The sequence below is a fragment of the Arthrobacter sp. 2762 genome (assembly GCF_040548745.1).
Taxonomy (GTDB): domain Bacteria; phylum Actinomycetota; class Actinomycetes; order Actinomycetales; family Micrococcaceae; genus Arthrobacter.
On sequence record NZ_JBEPSI010000002.1, the window covers coordinates 413479 to 431225 of the forward strand.

General features: G+C 62.9%; 16 protein-coding genes. All 16 read right to left on the reverse strand.

Annotated features, from left to right (window positions below):
- Window positions 1-16 precede the first annotated feature (16 nt).
- The 16 genes from ABIE18_RS05850 to ABIE18_RS05925 all read right to left on the reverse strand — a co-directional run bounded on the left by ABIE18_RS05850 (window position 17) and on the right by ABIE18_RS05925 (window position 17559).
- Window positions 17-1474, reverse strand: a complete 1458-nt coding sequence (locus ABIE18_RS05850) for an NAD(P)/FAD-dependent oxidoreductase (RefSeq protein ID WP_499721720.1) — start codon at window positions 1472-1474, stop codon at window positions 17-19.
- 38 nt (window positions 1475-1512) lie between these two features.
- Window positions 1513-2886 carry a S8 family serine peptidase gene (locus ABIE18_RS05855; protein WP_499721722.1) on the reverse strand — a complete coding sequence of 458 codons (1374 nt, stop codon included), beginning with the start codon at window positions 2884-2886 and terminating at the stop codon, window positions 1513-1515.
- Complete coding sequence (locus ABIE18_RS05860; RefSeq protein WP_499721723.1) at window positions 2883-3839, reverse strand: Ppx/GppA phosphatase family protein; 957 nt, start codon at window positions 3837-3839, stop codon at window positions 2883-2885. Before ABIE18_RS05860 ends, ABIE18_RS05855 begins: the two co-directional genes overlap by 4 nt.
- The gene (locus ABIE18_RS05865; protein ID WP_431120161.1) at window positions 3836-4519 is read right to left on the reverse strand and encodes a DUF501 domain-containing protein; all 684 of its coding nucleotides are present in this window, start codon (window positions 4517-4519) and stop codon (window positions 3836-3838) included. The genes ABIE18_RS05860 and ABIE18_RS05865 overlap by 4 nt, the downstream gene beginning before the upstream one ends.
- Before the next feature lie 68 nt (window positions 4520-4587).
- On the reverse strand, window positions 4588-5376 hold the full coding sequence (locus ABIE18_RS05870; RefSeq protein WP_499721724.1) for an FtsB family cell division protein: 789 nt from the start codon (window positions 5374-5376) through the stop codon (window positions 4588-4590).
- Window positions 5377-5556: 180 nt separating this feature from the next.
- Window positions 5557-6837, reverse strand: coding sequence for a phosphopyruvate hydratase (eno, locus tag ABIE18_RS05875; protein WP_477515241.1), 1281 nt, complete (start codon window positions 6835-6837; stop codon window positions 5557-5559).
- Window positions 6838-6953: 116 nt separating this feature from the next.
- Window positions 6954-7652, reverse strand: coding sequence for a MazG nucleotide pyrophosphohydrolase domain-containing protein (locus ABIE18_RS05880; RefSeq protein ID WP_499721725.1), 699 nt, complete (start codon window positions 7650-7652; stop codon window positions 6954-6956).
- On the reverse strand, window positions 7630-8772 hold the full coding sequence (locus ABIE18_RS05885; RefSeq protein ID WP_477515243.1) for an adenosine deaminase: 1143 nt from the start codon (window positions 8770-8772) through the stop codon (window positions 7630-7632). The genes ABIE18_RS05880 and ABIE18_RS05885 overlap by 23 nt, the downstream gene beginning before the upstream one ends.
- Before the next feature lie 63 nt (window positions 8773-8835).
- A complete protein-coding gene (locus ABIE18_RS05890; protein ID WP_499721878.1) occupies window positions 8836-9543 on the reverse strand; it encodes a DedA family protein in 708 nt (235 codons plus the stop codon).
- A gap of 193 nt (window positions 9544-9736) precedes the next feature.
- Window positions 9737-10405 (reverse strand): DedA family protein, encoded by a 669-nt coding sequence (locus ABIE18_RS05895; protein ID WP_499721726.1) that lies wholly within the window; start codon window positions 10403-10405, stop codon window positions 9737-9739.
- An 11-nt stretch (window positions 10406-10416) separates the two neighbouring features.
- Window positions 10417-11727 carry a thymidine phosphorylase gene (locus ABIE18_RS05900; protein WP_499721727.1) on the reverse strand — a complete coding sequence of 437 codons (1311 nt, stop codon included), beginning with the start codon at window positions 11725-11727 and terminating at the stop codon, window positions 10417-10419.
- A complete protein-coding gene (locus tag ABIE18_RS05905; protein WP_431119015.1) occupies window positions 11724-12128 on the reverse strand; it encodes a cytidine deaminase in 405 nt (134 codons plus the stop codon). The genes ABIE18_RS05900 and ABIE18_RS05905 overlap by 4 nt, the downstream gene beginning before the upstream one ends.
- A 2-nt stretch (window positions 12129-12130) precedes the next feature.
- Complete coding sequence (locus tag ABIE18_RS05910) at window positions 12131-13420, reverse strand: ABC transporter permease (RefSeq protein WP_499721728.1); 1290 nt, start codon at window positions 13418-13420, stop codon at window positions 12131-12133.
- Window positions 13417-14778 carry an ABC transporter permease gene (locus ABIE18_RS05915; RefSeq protein WP_499721729.1) on the reverse strand — a complete coding sequence of 454 codons (1362 nt, stop codon included), beginning with the start codon at window positions 14776-14778 and terminating at the stop codon, window positions 13417-13419. Before ABIE18_RS05915 ends, ABIE18_RS05910 begins: the two co-directional genes overlap by 4 nt.
- Window positions 14768-16288, reverse strand: coding sequence for an ABC transporter ATP-binding protein (locus ABIE18_RS05920; RefSeq protein ID WP_499721730.1), 1521 nt, complete (start codon window positions 16286-16288; stop codon window positions 14768-14770). Before ABIE18_RS05920 ends, ABIE18_RS05915 begins: the two co-directional genes overlap by 11 nt.
- A gap of 164 nt (window positions 16289-16452) precedes the next feature.
- Window positions 16453-17559: a BMP family lipoprotein gene (locus ABIE18_RS05925; RefSeq protein WP_499721731.1), complete on the reverse strand. Its 1107-nt coding sequence runs from the start codon at window positions 17557-17559 to the stop codon at window positions 16453-16455.
- Window positions 17560-17747 lie beyond the last annotated feature (188 nt).

The following is a 17747-nucleotide window of genomic DNA, read 5'->3' on the forward strand; positions in this document are numbered from 1 at the left end:
CGTCGTCGGACGTGTACTACTTGGCGTCAGCCGATACCGGAGTCTTGTCCTCGGCAGGCTTTTCCGCAACGGCAGGTGCGGGGGCAGGTGCGGCAGCCGGTTTGGGGGCCGGGGTTGCAGCTGCAACGAAAGCGCCACGCGGGTTGTCCAGGTCCATCAGCTGCGTGGTGTCGCGGCCTGCGAAGAAGGCCAGGATCCAGCCGAAGATCACGCGGAACTTGCGCTCCACCGTGGGCATGGCCATGCCGTGGTAGCCACGGTGTGCCAGCCAGGCGAGGCCGCCCTTGAGGCCGATGCGGCCCAGCAGGTTGATGTTGGCAACGCCCTTCCACTCGCCGAAGCCGGCCACAGCACCAAGGTTCTTGTGCTTGTAGTCGTGCAGCGGCTTGTCCCAGCGGGAAGCCCAGAGGTTCTTGGCGAGCTTCTTTGCCTGGCGGAGTGCGTGCTGGGCGTTCGGGACGCAAGTACCGTCCGGCAGGCCCTTGCCCGTGAGGTCCGGAACAGCGGCGATGTCGCCGGCTGCCCAAGCGTTCTCGACGATGCCTTCATCGCCGGCAATACGGAGGTCCGGGAGGACGCGGACACGGCCGCGCGGTTCCAGCGGGAAGTCCGTTGAGCGGATCATCGGATTGGCCTGCACACCGGCAGCCCACACGAGGGTGTCAGCTTCAACTTCACCGGCGGACGTCTTGTCCGGGAGGTTGATCAGCTTGAGGTTGCCCTCAGCGCTGTCCAGGGAGGTGTTGAGGAGGACCTCGATATCGCGGCTGCGCAGGTGCTCTACAACCCACTCGGCCTGGGATGCGGTGACCTCGGGCATGATGCGGCCCATGGCCTCAACCAGGATGAAGCGGACTTCTTCCTGACGGACACGCGGGTTGTTCTTGACCGCGGCGCGGGCGAGGTCTTCCATTTCGGTGAGGCATTCGATGCCGGCAAAACCGCCACCGACAACCACGAAAGTGAGGGCCTTGGCGCGCTCTGCGGGGTCCGTCATGGTGGAAGCGGCTTCGATGCGCTCCAGCACCTTGTTGCGAAGTGCTACGGCTTCCTCGATGGTCTTCAGGCCGATGCCCTTGTCAGCGAGGCCCTTGATCGGGAACGTGCGGGTGATGGCACCAGCTGCGATGACGACGTCGAAGTACGGAATCTCGAAGGGAGCTTCACCATTGGCAGGAGCCACAACCGCGGTGCGGTTTGCGTGGTCGATGCTGGTGACGCGGCCCTGGATGAGCTCCGTCTGCTTGAGGTGCTGACGGTGGGAGACGACGGCGTGGCGTGCCTCGATGTTGCCACCAGCGACCTCGGGGAGGAACGGCTGGTAAGTCATGTAAGGCAGTGGATCTACGACGGTGACGATGCCACCTGCATTCGCGATCTTCTTCTGCAATTTAAGGGCTACGTACAGGCCGACGTAGCCGCCGCCGACGACGAGAACCCGGGGACGGTCAATGAGCTCTGGGGTGGTTGCCATGAAACCAGAGTACAGCACTTTGTGAAAATCTTCACTAGCTACTTCCGGGCGGGTGGATCCACCGCTTCCAGCGTTCCCGTTTCGGCCTCTTCCCCAGCAGCGGAAGGGTTTTTAGCGACCCTGCGCAGCTGGATCGATGCGCCCACAACAATCACTGCGAAAATGCCGCCGAATCCGAGCACAACGGCGGCCGGAAGGGCGTCATCCACGTGCGCCGGAGTGGCGGCCACGGGAACGGTCGGATCTGCCAGGGTGGGCGCCGCACTGGTAGGACTGGCCACAGGGGCCTCGGAGGGGGTGCTGAAGTCCCCCCGACGGTGGACGCGGATCCAGTCCGCGATCGATCCGAGCGGATTGGTGCTTGTAGTCTCTACCTCTTCCTTCAGCGCTGCCTCTGCGTTGAGCACGCCGTAGCCGTAAAGGGGGTCCTTGCCAGGGGCACCGGCGTCCTTGGCCGTGCTCACAATCCTGTTGATGACCTGCTTCGCACTCATGTCAGGCCACTTGGACCTGATGAGTGCGGCCACGCCGGAAACGATGGGCGCGGATCCGGAAGTTCCAGCCCATTGCGCGTATCCACCGCCGGGAAGGCCGCCAAGGAGGTTCTCTGCCGGCGCGGCAACGCCGATGCTGATCCCTTGGGAGGAGGAGTCGACGCTGGCCCGGCCATCGCCGTCGAGCCCTGCCACGGTGAGCACACCGGGAATGGTGGCTGGCGCTCCGACCTGCACGTTGCCACCCACCCGGTTGCCCGCGGCGGCGACGATCACCACATCCTTTTGCTCGGCATAAAGGAAGGCCGCATCCCAACTTTGAGGCCAAACCGGGGAGGTACTGCCCAGGGAAATATTGATGACCTTTGCGCCATTGTCCACGGCCCAGCGCACGGCGTCCGGAATCTGCTCCTGGTCCGTCTTGCCTCCCGGGTTCGGTGAACCCAGCCAGGTGGACACTGCCAGGATCTCCGCTTCAGGGGCGACGCCGACGATCCCGTCCGGTCCCCCGGCGGGAGGAACCGTCGGCGCGGCTGAGGGCGACGGGGAAGCTGCGGGCGTGGTGTGGCCGCGACCGGCCAGCATGGTGGCCACAAGGGTTCCGTGCTCCGTCTTGGCGCCGATGCTCTTCTGTCCGTTGGGCGCGCCGGCTCCGGACACGTCCGTTCCGCCCACCACGACGCCCTTCAGGTCAGGGTGGTTCCCGTCAATGCCGCTATCGATGATGGCGACCTTGACTCCTGCGCCCTTGGAGACCTGCCAGGCATTCGTGATTCCGGATTCCTTGAGCCAGTATTCCTTGTCCCGCCAGGCGTCCGCCATCGCTGCCGGCGCAGTCAACAGCGCACCGGCCAGCGCTCCCCCGGCCAGCATCGTGGCCAGGGCAGCAGAAAGCAGGCGATGGTATCGCAGGGTCATGCGGAGTCCCGGATACTCAGGGCAATCCCATCCAGGATGTCGTGTTCGCTGGAAATTGCACCGCTGATGGCACCGTTGCCCACGGCGGCAAGCCTTTCCAGGATGCGCCGCCACACCAGGGCTCCAGCTCCGATGACGTCCACGCGGCCTGGATGCATGTAGGGAAGAACTGCCCGTTCGTCGCGGGTCATCTCCAGCAGGCTGGTGCAGGCGTCGCTGATGGTTTCAATATCAAGGTAGGTGCCATGGATCCGGTCCGGCTGGTACTCGCTCAGGCCCAGGGCGTGCGCAGTGATGGTGGTGATGGAACCCGCTACGCCAACCACCGCCGTGGCACGGTCAAGCGGAACCGTCTGCGCGGCAAGGTCAAGTGCGGCGTCGACGTCGGCCTCTGCTGCTGCAATCTGCGCCGCCGTAGGCGGGTCGCTGCGAAGGTGCCGTTCGGTCAACCGCACACAGCCAATGTCCACCGAACGCGCAGCAATCACGCCATTGGCGTCACCCAGGACAAATTCGGTGCTGCCGCCACCCAGGTCAACCACCAACACGGCGTCATCCCCTGTGACCGGCAAAACGCTGCTGGCACCTGCGAAGGACAGCGCAGCTTCTTCATCACCCGAGATGACTTCCGGCTCCACACCCAGCAGCTCCCGGATTCCGTCAACGAAAACCTGGCGGTTCCGGGCGTCGCGGGTGGCCGAGGTCGCGGCAAAGCGCACGCGCGTGGCACCGTGTTCACGGATAAGCGCTGCATAGTCCTCTGTGGCGGAGAAGGTGCGTTCCAAGGCCTCGGGAGCAAGTTCTCCGGTGGCATCCACGCCCTGTCCGAGCCGCACCACGCGCATTTCACGCACGACGTCGGTCAGCGGCCCGGGCGCCCCGTTCTCCGAGGCGTCGGCAATGAGGAGGCGGATGGAATTAGTTCCGCAGTCAATGGCGGCGACGCGGCTCATGCGTCCTCCACCAATTCGCTGCCGGACTCGGCCTTGGGCTTTCGGACCGGTGCCGGACGCCCCACGATGTCGGGCAGGCCTTGCGGACCGTGACGGCTCAGGTCCCTCGAGGGAGCCTCCCCCGCAGTGTCCCAGGCGCCATCGCAGTAGCAACGGTCCTTGGTCCACCACTCTGCGATTGCGTCCAATGCTTCGTCACCCAGCGGGTTGACCCCGGGACCGGCAGCCAGCGAGTGGCCAACCAGGACGTGCAAGCATTTGACGCGGGTGGGCATGCCGCCGGCGGAGATACCATCGATTTCCGGCACGGCCCCTGTCCCGGAACGTCCAGCGATCTCATTGCGTGCCTGCAGGTAGGCCTCGTGCGCGCCATGATACGCGTCCGCAAGTTCCTGATCCGCGGTAAGCCGATCATTCATCTCATTCATCAACCCGCCCGCTTCCAGCCGCGACACGGCGGACGTGATGACCGGGTGGGTCAGGTAGAACGTGGTGGGAAACGGAGTCCCGTTGCTGAGCCGGGGCGCGGTGGCCGCGACGAGCGGATTCCCACATACACAGCGTGCGGGAATTTCCACCACGTCCCGCACTGGCCTGCCCAGCTGGCGGCTGAGGACATCGAGGTCGTGTGCTGATGGCTGGCGGGATTCCTGCGGCACGGCTGCCGTGTTCTCTTCCACTTGCGCTGCCAACCTTCCTGCCCTTTTGGCCATGTCCCGGAAGGACACGACGGCGGCGGGCACCGCGTCTAGTCTGTTGCCGATCGTCTGATTGACTCCCAGAGCGCATCCACCCAGGGCAGGTTTGCCGGGTTTGCGGATGATCCGGAGCCGGTGCGGCCCCCAGGGGTACCGGCAGCTTCTTCCCCGCCAAATACCCAGTAACCCGTTTCACCCGGCATAACCATGTTAATGCGGTCGCGGGCCTGTTGTTTCACGTAGTTGGGATCCTGCCACCGGGAGAGCTGCTTGTTCAGCTCCGCCTGCTCTGCCTGCTTGCTGGCGATCTCAGCCTCCAAGGCCGAGATTTCGGCGCGCTTCTCCAGAAAAATCCGGACCGTGGGCGCAAGCATGATGGTGATGGCAATCATGACCACAGCCAGCGCGAGCATCCTGCCCGAGAACGCCTTGGCAGGTACAGGATCGAGATCCTGGGCTTCACGGGTGCTGTTGGCCGAGGCTCTGTCTGAAGCTTTCGTGGACGCTGCGGGGCTGGTCTTGGTGGCTTGGCTCTTGGCGCTGCCCGCGGTCTTGGTGGCTTGGCTCTTGGTACTGCCTGCAGTCTTGCCACCGGCGGGGGTCTTGGCACTACCTGCCGTCTTGGTACTGCCGGAAGGCTTGGGAGCCGAGGGCTTTCTGGTGCCCGATGCCGACGTCGAGGATTCCGCAGAGCCGCGGGAGTGGCCGAACTCGGCCTCGATGACGTCTCCTCCAGCCGAGCCTGCGCTGTTCGGCCGGCCTGCGTTGTTTGGCCTGCCTGCGCTGTTTGGCCTGCCGAGGGCGTCGGCCCTGGGAACCTTTGGACGACGGGTGGCCATGACACTCCTGTAATGCCCGGTGCTTGCCTGGCGGGTTGCTGCGCTTGCCCTGCGCGTAACGTACGTGTGCGGAACTTGCGTAGGTCCTGCTGTGCCCGCGGCTCCGCAGGCAAGCGTTAAACAGAACCGGTGGCTATGGTCTTTCCACCATAGCCACCGGTCAGCTGTTTTCGCGGAATGCTAGCCCTTGAAACGCGGGAACGCGCTGCGGCCGGCGTAGCGTGCGGCGTCGTCGAGTTCTTCTTCGATGCGCAGGAGCTGATTGTACTTGGCGACGCGCTCGGAGCGGGCCGGGGCACCGGTCTTGATCTGGCCCGCGTTGGTGGCAACGGCGATGTCAGCAATGGTGGTGTCCTCGGTTTCGCCGGAGCGGTGCGAGGTGATGGTGGTGTAACCGGAACGCTGGGCCAGGGAAACGGCGTCCAGGGTCTCGGTCAGGGAACCGATCTGGTTGACCTTGACCAGCAGGGAGTTGGCCGTGGCCGTCTCGATGCCCTGCTGCAGGCGGACCGGGTTGGTGACGAAGAGGTCATCGCCAACCAGCTGGACCTTGTCACCGATAGCGTCGGTGAGGGTCTTCCAGCCTTCCCAGTCGTTCTCGTCCAGCGGGTCTTCAATGGAGACCAGCGGGTAGTCGGCAACGAGCTCAGCGTAGTAGGCGCTCATTTCCGACGCGGTCAGTGCCTTGCCTTCGAACTGGTAAGCACCATCCTTGTAGAACTCGGAGGAAGCAACGTCCAGGGCAAGGGCGATGTCCGTACCCGGGGTGTAGCCGGCGTTCTTGATGGCTTCCTGGATCAGGTCCAGTGCAGCGCGGTTGGACGGCAGGTTGGGGGCGAAGCCACCCTCGTCACCGAGGCCCGTGGAGAGGCCCTTTTCCTGGAGGACAGCTTTGAGGTTGTGGTAGACCTCAACGCCCCAGCGCAGGCCTTCGGAGAAGGTCTCAGCACCGATCGGAGCGATCATGAATTCCTGGATGTCAACATCGGAGTCGGCGTGCGAGCCACCGTTGAGGATGTTCATCAGCGGAACCGGCAGGACGTGTGCATTCGGGCCACCGAGGTACTTGTACAGCGGCAGGTCCGAGGAAGCAGCAGCTGCATTGGCAACGGCCAGGGAAACACCCAGGATGGCGTTGGCGCCGAGCTTGCTCTTGTTCGGGGTGCCGTCGAGGTCGATCATGGCCTGGTCGATGCTGCGCTGGTCCGTTGCGTCGAAACCAATGAGCGCCGGCGAGATCTCGTCGATGACCGCGTCAACGGCCTTCTGGACACCCTTGCCGAGGTAACGGCCCTTGTCGCCGTCGCGGAGTTCAACAGCTTCGTGCTCGCCGGTGGAGGCACCGGAGGGAACTGCTGCGCGGCCGATCTGGCCGTCGGAAAGCAGGACCTCAACTTCTACGGTCGGGTTTCCGCGGGAATCAAGGATTTCGCGGGCGTGGATGGCATCGATAAGCGCCATGGATGTGCTCCTTATGGGCAAATTACAGGAATGTGGAGGGAAATTCTCAACGTCCTCGTCGCTACTAGCGTAGTCGAGAGTGGCTTAGGTTACGGAACGGGTTCAAACTCCTCACGTCATGAAGGCTGGGCCTTCCCGTTCTGAAACGATCGAACTGCTGCGCGGAGGGCACGCTCGGCGTCGAGCCCTTGCTCCCGGGCACCCGCAACGACGGCGAGCAACAGCTCACCGAGTGCCTCTTCCGAGTCTGGAATCGCAGGAAGCCCGACGGCGGTTGCCTGGCTTTGGGCGTCGATCGACAGACCCGCACGGGCAGCACGGTCCAGGGACTTTTGCGCCCCTGCCAAGGCAGGCAGGTGCGGTGGAATTCCCTCGAACGGATCGGCACGGCCGGACTTCTCAGCACGCTTCACGGCATCCCACTTCAGGATGATTTCCTCGACCGTCGCCGGGAACATGGCCTGCAGCGAGCCGTCCGGCTTGAACACATGGGGATTGCGGCGGACCATCTTCGCGTTGATGCCGCGGGCCACGGCGTCAAAGTCGAAGCTGCCGCGCTCCTCGGCAAGCCGGGCGTGAAGCACCACCTGAAGCAGTACATCGCCCAGCTCGCCGCGAAGCTCCTCGTCCCTGACCGGCGAATCCCCGGCCTCGATCGAGTCCACAACCTCATAGGCTTCCTCGATCAAGTACTCCACCAGGGACTCATGCGTCAGCCCACCCATCCAAGGGCAGTGCTCCCGCAACGAGGCTACGGTCCTGATCAGTTCCGTAATCCCGGTTCCGGACCCGTTAGCCGAGGTTGGCGTAGGCATCGTTGATGTACTCGACCAAAGCTTCACGCTCGTCCAGAGGGAGGAAGGCTGCCTCTGCGGCGTTGAGCGTCAGTTCGAGCAAATCATCGAGGTCGTAATCGAAGGTCTCCACCAGGAGCTCAAACTCGTCCGTCAACGTGACACCGCTCATGAGCCTGTTGTCCGTGTTGATGGTGACGTTGAAACCGAGTTGGAAAAGCATGTCCAACGGGTGGCTCTCGATGCCTTCGCCGAAGCTGGAGACAGCACCGGTCTGGAGGTTCGATGACGGGCAGATTTCCAGAGCGATTCCGCGGTCGCGTACCCAGGCGGCCACGCCGCCGAGTGTCACCATGCCGATGGTGTCCTCGCCGTCGTCGTCGGAGTTGTCTTCAAACTCCACCGTGATGTCCTCGGCAATACGCACCCCGTGCCCAAGCCGGAGAGCGCGTCCGTCCACGAGGGCCGACTGGATGCTGTCCAGGCCTGCGGCCTCACCGGCGTGGACCGTGGCCGGAAAGTTGTTCTCGGCAAGGTAGGTGAAGGCGTCCTTGAAGCGGGAGGGCAGGAAACCGTCCTCGGCGCCCGCGATGTCGAAGCCGACAGCGCCGTTGGCGCGGTGCCGAACAGCGAGCTCCGCAATCTCCTGGCCGCGATCGGCGTGGCGCATCGCAGTGATGAGTTGCCCAACCTGGATCTGCTGGCCCCGTTCTTCCGCCGCATCCACGCCGGCTTCAAGGCCATCCTGGACCGCTTCCACCACTTCATCCAGGGTCAGGCCCTTCTGCAGGTGCTGCTCGGGGGCCCAGCGGACTTCACCATAAACCACGCCGTCCTCGGCAAGGTCCTCCACGAATTCCTTGGCGACCCGGAACAGGCCCTCCTTGGTCTGCATCACGGCAATCGTGTGGTCGAACGTTTCCAGGTACCGCACCAGCGAACCGGAGTCAGCGGACTCGCGGAACCATTCGCCCAGGGCAACCGGATCGGTGGAAGGCAGCGTGTGGCCGACGGCTTGCGCCAGTTCGATGATGGTTTCAGGCCGCAGTCCTCCGTCCAAATGGTCATGGAGGGAAACCTTGGGAAGGCTCTTCAAATCGAAGTCGAGGGCAGGGGCAGCGTCAACAATGGGCTCAGTCACGTACTAAGACTAATCCCCACGGCTGCCCCAGACCCGCTGTGGTCGCCTGGGGATCGCAGTAACTCAGCCAGCAGGCTTGGAAAGGTCGACGCCGGCGACCGCCTTGTGGGCCAAGTCCTGCGGGTTCGCCGTGGGCGCCTTCGCAGTTGCAGCGGCGGCGGCGGCCTGATCCTTCTTCTCCGCATCCTTCTTCTCCAGATGCTTGTGCCACCAACGAAGGACGTGGTCCACAATAATGCCCAGGATCACCGCGAACGCCACGGCAATGCCTACGCCGAGCAGCGGGTTGTTGTGCACCCATTGGCCGGCGAGAAGGCCGATGCCGATGGAGTAGCAAACCCAGGTGACACAGGCAAAAGCATCCAGGAAGAAGAATGTCCTGTGGCGGAAGCCGGTTTGGCCGGCCACGTAGTTCACAGCCACACGGCCCCAGGGAATGTAGCGGGCCGTGAAGATCAGGACTGCCCCACGCTTGTCCAGCTCATACTGGGCCCAGGCGAACATCTTCTGGACCTTGGGGCGCCGCATCCATTTCCAGCGGTCCAGGCCAATCTTTCGGCCAAGCATATAAGCCATGTTGTCGCCGGCCATGGCACCAACCAGTGCGGTGGCGCCAAGGATCCAAAGGTTGGGTTCGCCCCTGTGGAGGGACAGCGCGGAGAGGCCCACGATTGCTGTTTCGCTGGGAAGGATGGTGGCGAATCCGTCGATGAAAAAGAAGACCAGAAGGACCGGATAAATCAGGGGCTGCCCTGCTGCATGCTCGAGCATTTGGTTCAAAAACTCCACGCGGCGGTAGCTCCTAGGCGAATATGACTTGACACTGTGACAGAAGTCGCTCTTAGTGTCCCATGGCCGGGACGTCGTTCGCTACGCCCCAGCCTCGGGATCACCCGCTTAACGCTACGCGTGGAGTACGCGTTCCGTCGTCAACCGCCGGGCTGATCTCCCGGCATCGTTCATGTCATACCGTGGGTGGAGGCGGTGCTTCTTCCTCAGCGATATTCGTGCCTTCAGCGATGTTCTTGCGGTCCAGCGGCGCCGATCCCCTGACCTTGCTGATGATGCGGTCGATGATGATGCCCAGAATCACCGCCACCACAATTGCAATCACTGCACCCAACAGGTGGTTGTGCTCGAACCAGACCCCAAAGAAGTACCCCAGGACCACTGAATAGCTGGCCCACAGGATGGCCGACATTGCAGTGAGTCCAACAAAGCGGCGGTGGTTGAAGTGCGTGGCACCGGCTGTGAGGTTCACTGCCACCCGGCCGATGGGAATGAAGCGCGCCACCATGATGAGCGAGGCTGAGCGCCGTCGAAGTTCCTTCCCGGCCCAGCGGAAGGCGCCCTGCATGCGCTGCGTACGCATCCAACGCCAACGCTGGATCCCGATCCGGTGGCCTATCAGGTAGGCGATGTTGTCACCTGAGAAGGCGCCGACTGCTGCCATGACCCCGAGCAGCCACACGTTGGGTGAGCCTCCGCCGCCGGAGACAGCACTTAAGCCGACCACCACGGACTCGCTGGGGATGGGTGGGAAGAAACCGTCGATCAGGCAGCAGGCCAACACAAGGAACAACACCCACGGCTGCTCGGCCGCGGCGAGGATGAAATCGTTGATGGCCTGCACGGGATCTAAGCCTAGGCGATCCTGTCGATGATCAGCTGATGGGCTGGTCGTGAGCCCTCAGGTGCAATCACCACGGCGTCCTGTAGCGCTTCCTTGGCCCTCTCGAACTTCTCAGGAGTATCTGTCAACAGGGTCATCAACGGCTCGCCGGCCCTGACCAGCGCGCCCGGTTTGGCATGCAGCCGCACCCCGGCGCCGGCCTGGACTTTGTCCTCCTTGCGGGCCCGGCCAGCTCCGAGGCGCCACGCGGCAACGCCGACGGACAGTGCATCCAGTTCCACCAGGACGCCGTCAGCCGGGGCGTAGACCACCTCGGATTCCTTGGCCACGGGCAGTGCCGCGCGCGGATCGCCTCCTTGAGCTTCGATCATCCGGTTCCAGACGTCCATGGCGCGCCCATCCTTGAGGGCAGCCGCGGGATCAGCATCGTGAATGCCGGCACCGGCCAGCATCTCCTCGGCCAGGCGGACAGTCAGTTCGACGACGTCTTCCGGACCGCCGCCCGCAAGGACCTCCACGGATTCCTCCACCTCGATGGCGTTGCCTGCTGTCAGGCCCAGGGGCGTGGACATATCGGTCATCAAAGCCACCGTGTGAACGCCCGCGTCCTTCCCCAAGGCCACCATGGTCTCCGCCAGCTCACGCGCCTTCGCCTCATCCTTCATGAAGGCACCGGAGCCCACCTTCACGTCCAGCACCAACGAGCCGGTGCCTTCCGCGATCTTCTTACTCATGATGGAGGAAGCAATCAGCGGGATCGCTTCAACCGTTCCCGTGACATCGCGGAGGGCGTAGAGCTTCTTGTCAGCCGGTGCCAGGCCGGATCCGGCAGCGCAAATGACCGCTCCGACGTCCTGGAGCTGCGCCATGATCTCGTCATTGCTCAAGTTCGCACGCCATCCGGGGATCGCTTCGAGCTTGTCCAAGGTGCCGCCGGTGTGGCCGAGTCCGCGGCCGGACAGCTGCGGAACCGCCACACCAAAGACCGCCACCAACGGGGCCAACGGGAGCGTGATCTTATCCCCCACCCCACCGGTGGAGTGTTTGTCGCTGGTAGGCTTCCGGCCGCCGTCGGGCGTTGTCAGCGAGGAAAAGTCCATCCGTTCCCCGGACGCGATCATCGCCGAAGTCCAGCGCGAGATTTCCTCGCGGTTCATGCCGTTGAGCAGGATGGCCATGTTCAACGCCGCCATTTGCTCCTCGGCGATCACACCCCGCGTATAGGCGTCGATGGTCCAGTCGATCTGTTCGGGTGTGAGTGTGCCTTTGTCGCGTTTGATGGAGATGATCTGAACGGCGTCGAAGGCTTCAGTGCTTCTCACGTGGTTTCCTCCAGGTTTTCGGGACCAAAGGCGTCAGGCAGCACTTGGTCCATGGATTTGATTCCCTGCGTTGTCATGAGCTGCATGCCAGGCGCCCTGAATTCATAAAGCAGCTGACGGCAGCGCCCGCACGGCATGAGGACGTTCCCTTGGCCATCGACGCAGTAGAAAGCCGCGATCCTGCCCCCGCCGGTCATGTGGAGTTGTCCCACCAAGGCACATTCAGCGCACAGGGTCAGTCCATAGCTGGCGTTCTCCACGTTGCATCCGCTGACAATCCGGCCGTCCTCGGTGAGGGCCGCAGCCCCCACCGGGAACTTCGAATACGGGGCATAGGCCCGTTCCATGGCCTGTACCGCAGCTTCTTCCAATGCATGCCAATCGACGTCAACCGTTGGCATCGTCAACCCTTCACGTACGGTATGCCGCTTGCGGCAGGTGGCCGCGACCTGCCCACCAAACCGGCGACGGCGAAAATGGTCACCAGGTAGGGCAGCATGGCCATGAACTGGCTCGGAACCGGGGTTCCAATGATGCCCAGAATCGATTGCAGGTTGTACGCAAAGCCGAACAGCAGCGACGCGAGGAAGGCTCCGATCGGATTCCACCGCCCAAAGATCAGGGCCGCCAGGGCGATGAAGCCACGACCACCGGAGATTTCCTTGGTGAACGAGTCGATGGTCACCAGCGTGAACACGGCACCACCGATGCCGGCAATTGCGCCACCAAGCGTCACGTTCCAGAAGCGGGTGGCGTTCACGTTGATGCCCAGGGTGTCTGCAGCCTGCGGGTGCTCGCCGACAGCGCGGACCCGCAAGCCCCAACGGGTCTTGAACAGGCCGAACCACACTACGGCCACGGCCACATACATGAGGTAGCCCGCGATGGATTGCTTGAACAGGATGGGTCCGATGATGGGAATGTCCGAAAGGAACGGAATCGGCAGGATATCCAGCCGGCCGGGGGTGTTGAACTGATCCTTGTTGGGAACCATGACGGTGCCGAACAGGAAGCCGGTGAGGCCCGAGACCAGCACATTCAGGACGACGCCCACAATGATCTGGTTGACGAGGTATTTGATACTGAAGACCGCCAAGACCATGGACACAGCGGCACCGGCGGCTGCTGCAGCGATCAGGCCGACGTACGGGCTGCCGGTCACCGTTGCCACCAAGGCGGCGGTGAAGGCTCCAAAGAGCAACTGGCCTTCAATGGCAATGTTGACCACGCCCACCCGCTCGCACAGAACACCGGAGAGGGAGCCAAACACCAAGGGAACAGCCAACGTCACCGAACCCGCAACCAGGCCGGCAAGGGAGATTGAAGGCTGGCGTGCACCGGCAACAATCCATACCAGCAGGGCGAAGACGAACACCACGGCGAAGGCGATGGGCAGCCACTTGGGTGAGCGCTCCCCGCGTGTCCACAGGAAGACGGAGTAAGCGGCCATGGCCAGGAGCACGACGGCCAGGACGATGCCACCTACCTGGCCTGGAATTGCCAGCGCCGGGACGGCAAAGGCGTCGCTGGGATCACTGATCTTCATCTCCGCCGTCTGGTCCGGACCCATGAGACCGAAGAACACAAGCGCAATGAGTGCCAGGACGCCGAGCGAAACCGGGACCTTCAACGATGGGCGAAGTCCGGGCAATGCTGTTGCTCCCGCCATGGGGGCGGTGGATGTCGCGCTCACTTGGCACCTCCAGCGGCGTTGGCAAGGGCAGCTTTCCGAGCGGCCTTCGTTGTCTTGTTCTTCTTCTTGGGCTCAAGCCGGAAGATCGACCTGATCAATGGCGGTGCTGCGATGAACAGAACGATCAGCGATTGAACCACCAACACGATGTCGATCGGCGTGCCCGTTTGAATCTGCATCTGGACTGCACCAGCCCGGAAAGCACCAAACAGGAGGCCCGCAAAGAACGTGCCCCACGGAGTGCTTCGGCCAAGCAGGGCAACCGTGATGGCATCGAAACCGATCTGGGCTGCAATGCCGCCGGTCAGGACCTTTTCCGTACCGGCCACCTGGGCAACTCCGCCGAAGGCTGCGAGCGCGCCGGCGAAGGCCATCACCAGGATGGTGGCCCGGGGTACCTTGACCCCTGCTGTTCGTGCGGCCACAGGGTTTGCTCCGACAGCCCGGAACTCAAAGCCAATGGTGGAGCGGTTCAACATCCACCACACGCCGTAGGTCAGTAACACCGCTACCAGGAAACCCAGGTGGAGCCGGGAACCCGGAATGATCACAGGGTAGGCAGCCGCCTCATCCAGCCGCGGCGAGATGGGGCTGTTATCCCCCGGGCGCCGGAAGGCCGCGGTGTTCAACAGGAAGTCCAGGAGGAACAGCGCGACGTAGTTGAGCATGATGGTCACGATGACCTCGTGCGCACCGGTCCTGGCTTTGAGGATTCCAACGATCGCACCCCATGCGGCGCCGCCGAGCACGCCCATGATAATGACCAGCAGCAGGTGGAGCCCGAACGGCAAGTGCCAGGTGAAACCAACATACGCAGCCAACGTGGCGCTGATGATGATCTGGCCCTGGGCACCGATGTTGAACAGGCCGGCGCGGAAGGCCAGGGCAACGCCCAGGCCAGCGCAAATCAGGGGCGTGGCCACCGTCATCGTTTCAAGCAGCGGCATGAGTCCTTGGCGGGGGTTGAAGACCGAGCCCTGGAACAGTGCGACGTAGCTCTTGGTCATGGCATTCCAGAGCGCCAGCAGGAAGTCACTGGGCCGTGCGAAGAAGTAACCCGCGCTCTCGGAAACCTTCTTGTCCGTGCTGGCAATGAGCAATCCGCCCAGGAACAGCGCCACGATAACGGCCAGGACTGACACGAAGCCGTTGCCCATGACGATTCTGCGCATCGTGCTGGCTTGCCGGTGACCGGTGTCCCCGCTCTGCGAGGACACAGGAACGATGGACGGTTCCAACGTGCCGCCAGCGGTGTCGAGTGCGACATCCGCCGCACGTACTTCCGAGGCAGATTCCTCGGGAGTCTGGCCGTTACCGGGGGTCTGGTCGCTACTGGGCGTTTGGTCCTTACTCGTCATGGGAGCCTCCTTCCGGGCCGACGCCGGCCATCATCAGGCCGAGCGTGTCGCGGGGAGTTCCGGCAGGGACAATGCCCACAAGCTTCCCCTTGTAAAGGACAGCGATCCTGTCCGCGAGTTCGATCACTTCATCGAGTTCCGTGGAAATGATCATCACGGGTGTTCCGACGTCCCGTTCGGCAACTATGCGTTTGTGCAGGAATTCGATGGAGCCAACATCCACGCCACGCGTGGGCTGGCTTGCGATGAACAGCCGCAAGGGCCTGGAGAGCTCACGAGCCATGACCACTTTTTGCTGGTTGCCGCCGGAGAGGGTTCCGGCCGCTGCTCCCGCCGACGGCGTCCTGATATCGAACTCCTGGATCTTGGCTTCGGCATTTTCAGCCACTTTGGAGGGCTTCATGCTGATGCCGCTTGCAAATGGTGCTTGATCGTAAAGGTCCAGTACCAGGTTCTCGGCGACGGAAAAGGGGCCCACCAGCCCGTCCACTGTGCGGTCTTCCGGGACGAACCCGACGCCGGAGCGCAGCACGTCCTTGACCGGCAGGCCCAGGAGCTGCTTGCCGTCCAGCGTCACGGATCCCGTAACGTGCGGCTGGATACCGAGAATGGCTTCCGTAAGTTCCGTTTGGCCGTTGCCCTGGACACCCGCGACGGCGAGGATCTCGCCTTGGGCGATGTCGAAGCTGATGCCGTCCACCACGTTGGTTCCATTGGGGGCGCGGACTGTCAGGTCCTTCACCACGAACGTGGTTTCCTTGGGCTGGGCAGTGGCTTTGTCCAGGGTCAGGCTGACCGGGCGGCCCACCATCATGGAGGCAAGTTCCGTGGCCGAGGCAGTGGGCGGGGCATCCCCTACTACCTTGCCGCGGCGGATTACCGTGATGACGTCGGCGACAGCCTTCACTTCTCGAAGCTTGTGCGAAATGAACACGATGGATGTTCCGCCTGCCTTGAGCTGGCGCATGATGTCCAGGAGTTCATCGGTTTCCTGGGGCGTGAGGACTGCCGTGGGTTCATCCAGGATGAGCACTTTGGCCTCGCGGACCAGGGCCTTGATGATCTCGACGCGCTGCTGGACACCGACGGGCAGGTCCTCCACCAGGGCGTCGGGGTCGACGTGGAAGCCGTACTTCTGCGATATGTCCCGGATCTTCTTCCGGGTTTCGTCAATGCTGAGGACCCCGCCGAAGGACGTTGGCTCCGCTCCGAGTGCCACATTTTCGGCCACTGTGAAGACAGGAACCAGCATGAAGTGCTGGTGCACCATGCCAATGCCGGCGGCCATGGCGTCGCCGGGGCCGCGGAAGTTAACGAGCTTGTCGTCAACAAGGATTTGTCCGGCCGTCGGCTCGTAGAGTCCGTACAGCACGTTCATGAGGGTTGATTTTCCGGCGCCATTTTCGCCGAGAAGGCAATGGATCTGGCCGGGTTCGACCACGAGGTCGATGTCTTGGTTGGCGTAGAAGGTCCCGAACGCTTTCGAGATCCCCTTCAATTCGAGTTTCACAACTCCCACCGTTCTTTGAGTCCGAGGGACGGCCGTACTGCTCCAAGCCATTGGCTTTGAGCAGAAGCCTATTCTTGGGAAGGCCCGCAAGATAGGCGCTGGCCAGGGCAAAAAACGAGCCGCCAGTACCGGCACTCGGTACTGGCGGCGCGTCCAGGAATTGTTTACTTCTTAGGGCTTGCCGCCGATTCAACAACCAGCTTGCCGGACACGATGTCCGCCTTCAGCTTGTCGAGCTCGGACTTGGTGTCGGCGGAAACTGCGGAATCGAGGTCGTGGAACGGGGCGATGGCGACGCCCTCATTGGCCAGAGTGCCAACGTAGGCTTCGTTGCTGAACTTGCCTTCCTTGTCGTCCTTCACCACGGCTTCCACGGCTTGACCCATCTGCTTGACCACGGAGGTCAGCATGAGGTCCTTGTACTCAGGGGCGGTGAGGTAGCCATCGGAGTCAACCCAGATGAGCTTGACGTCCTTGCCGGCTGCCTTGGCTTCCTTGAGCGCTGCGCCGGCACCCTTGCCCACAGGGCCTGCTACGGGCATCACGATGTCCGCGCCCTGATCCAGCAGGTTCTTGGTGATCTGCTTGCCGGTGTCCTGCTTCTCGAAGTCGCCCGTGAACGAGCCATCCTGGCTGGTCTTGTCCCAGCCGACAACCTGAACGGACTTGCCCTTGGCCTTGTTGTAGGCCTGGACGCCGTCATAGAAACCGTCCATGAAGATGGTGACCGTGGGGAGCTTGATGCCGCCGAAGGTACCCACCTTGCCGGTCTTGGTTGCTGAGGCAGCTGCGTAGCCAGCCAGGTAAGCGGCCTGTGCGGTGTCGTAGACCACGGGCTTCACGTTCGCGACGGGGGTCGTGTACGAGTAGTCGATGATTGCGAAGTGCTTGTCCGGGTTCTTCTCCGCGGCAGCCTTGGTGGCATCGCCGAGGAGGAAGCCCACCGTGAAGGTCATATTGCAGCCTGCGGAGATCATGCCATTCAGGTTGGTCTCGTAGTCACTGTTGGCCTTGGACTCAGCCGACTTCATGGTGATGCCGAGGTCCTTTTCGGACTTCTGCAGGCCTTCGAACGATGACTGGTTGAAGGACTGGTCATCGAATCCGCCGGAGTCGGACACGATGCAGCCGATGTAGTCGCTCTTGGTAGCACCGCCGGAACCAGTGCTGGGAGCTTGTCCGCAACCGCTGAGCATGAGGGCGGCCGCACCTGCAGTTGCAATGCCGGCCATTGAACCGCGCTTAAGGGTGGCACGCAGTGGGTTCTTCAATTTTCCTCCAGGAAGAAAGTGAGTCGCGCTACGACGGATGGTCAATGAGTGTCCGTTTCGAATACCCGAGGCAGAAATTCTGTTTTCACTGAAGTTCGCAGCACTGCGCCGAAGCGCCTTGATACCCCCAACACTAGTGGCGTGGACCACACGCAGGTAGCACAATCCAGTCCCCAGGGTCAGATTGT

Excerpts from the sequence above, each read along its gene's own strand:
- ABIE18_RS05855 (WP_499721722.1), bottom strand. The coding sequence starts at position 2,886 with ATGACCCTGCGATACCATCGCCTGCTTTCTGCTGCCCTGGCCACGATG.
- ABIE18_RS05860 (WP_499721723.1), bottom strand. The coding sequence starts at position 3,839 with ATGAGCCGCGTCGCCGCCATTGACTGCGGAACTAATTCCATCCGCCTC.
- ABIE18_RS05905 (WP_431119015.1), bottom strand. The coding sequence starts at position 12,128 with ATGCCAACGGTTGACGTCGATTGGCATGCATTGGAAGAAGCTGCGGTA.
- ABIE18_RS05915 (WP_499721729.1), bottom strand. The coding sequence starts at position 14,778 with ATGACGAGTAAGGACCAAACGCCCAGTAGCGACCAGACCCCCGGTAAC.
- ABIE18_RS05890 (WP_499721878.1), bottom strand. The coding sequence starts at position 9,543 with ATGCTCGAGCATGCAGCAGGGCAGCCCCTGATTTATCCGGTCCTTCTG.
- ABIE18_RS05850 (WP_499721720.1), bottom strand. The coding sequence starts at position 1,474 with ATGGCAACCACCCCAGAGCTCATTGACCGTCCCCGGGTTCTCGTCGTC.
- ABIE18_RS05870 (WP_499721724.1), bottom strand. The coding sequence starts at position 5,376 with ATGGCCACCCGTCGTCCAAAGGTTCCCAGGGCCGACGCCCTCGGCAGG.
- eno (WP_477515241.1), bottom strand. The coding sequence starts at position 6,837 with ATGGCGCTTATCGATGCCATCCACGCCCGCGAAATCCTTGATTCCCGC.
- ABIE18_RS05880 (WP_499721725.1), bottom strand. The coding sequence starts at position 7,652 with ATGCCTACGCCAACCTCGGCTAACGGGTCCGGAACCGGGATTACGGAA.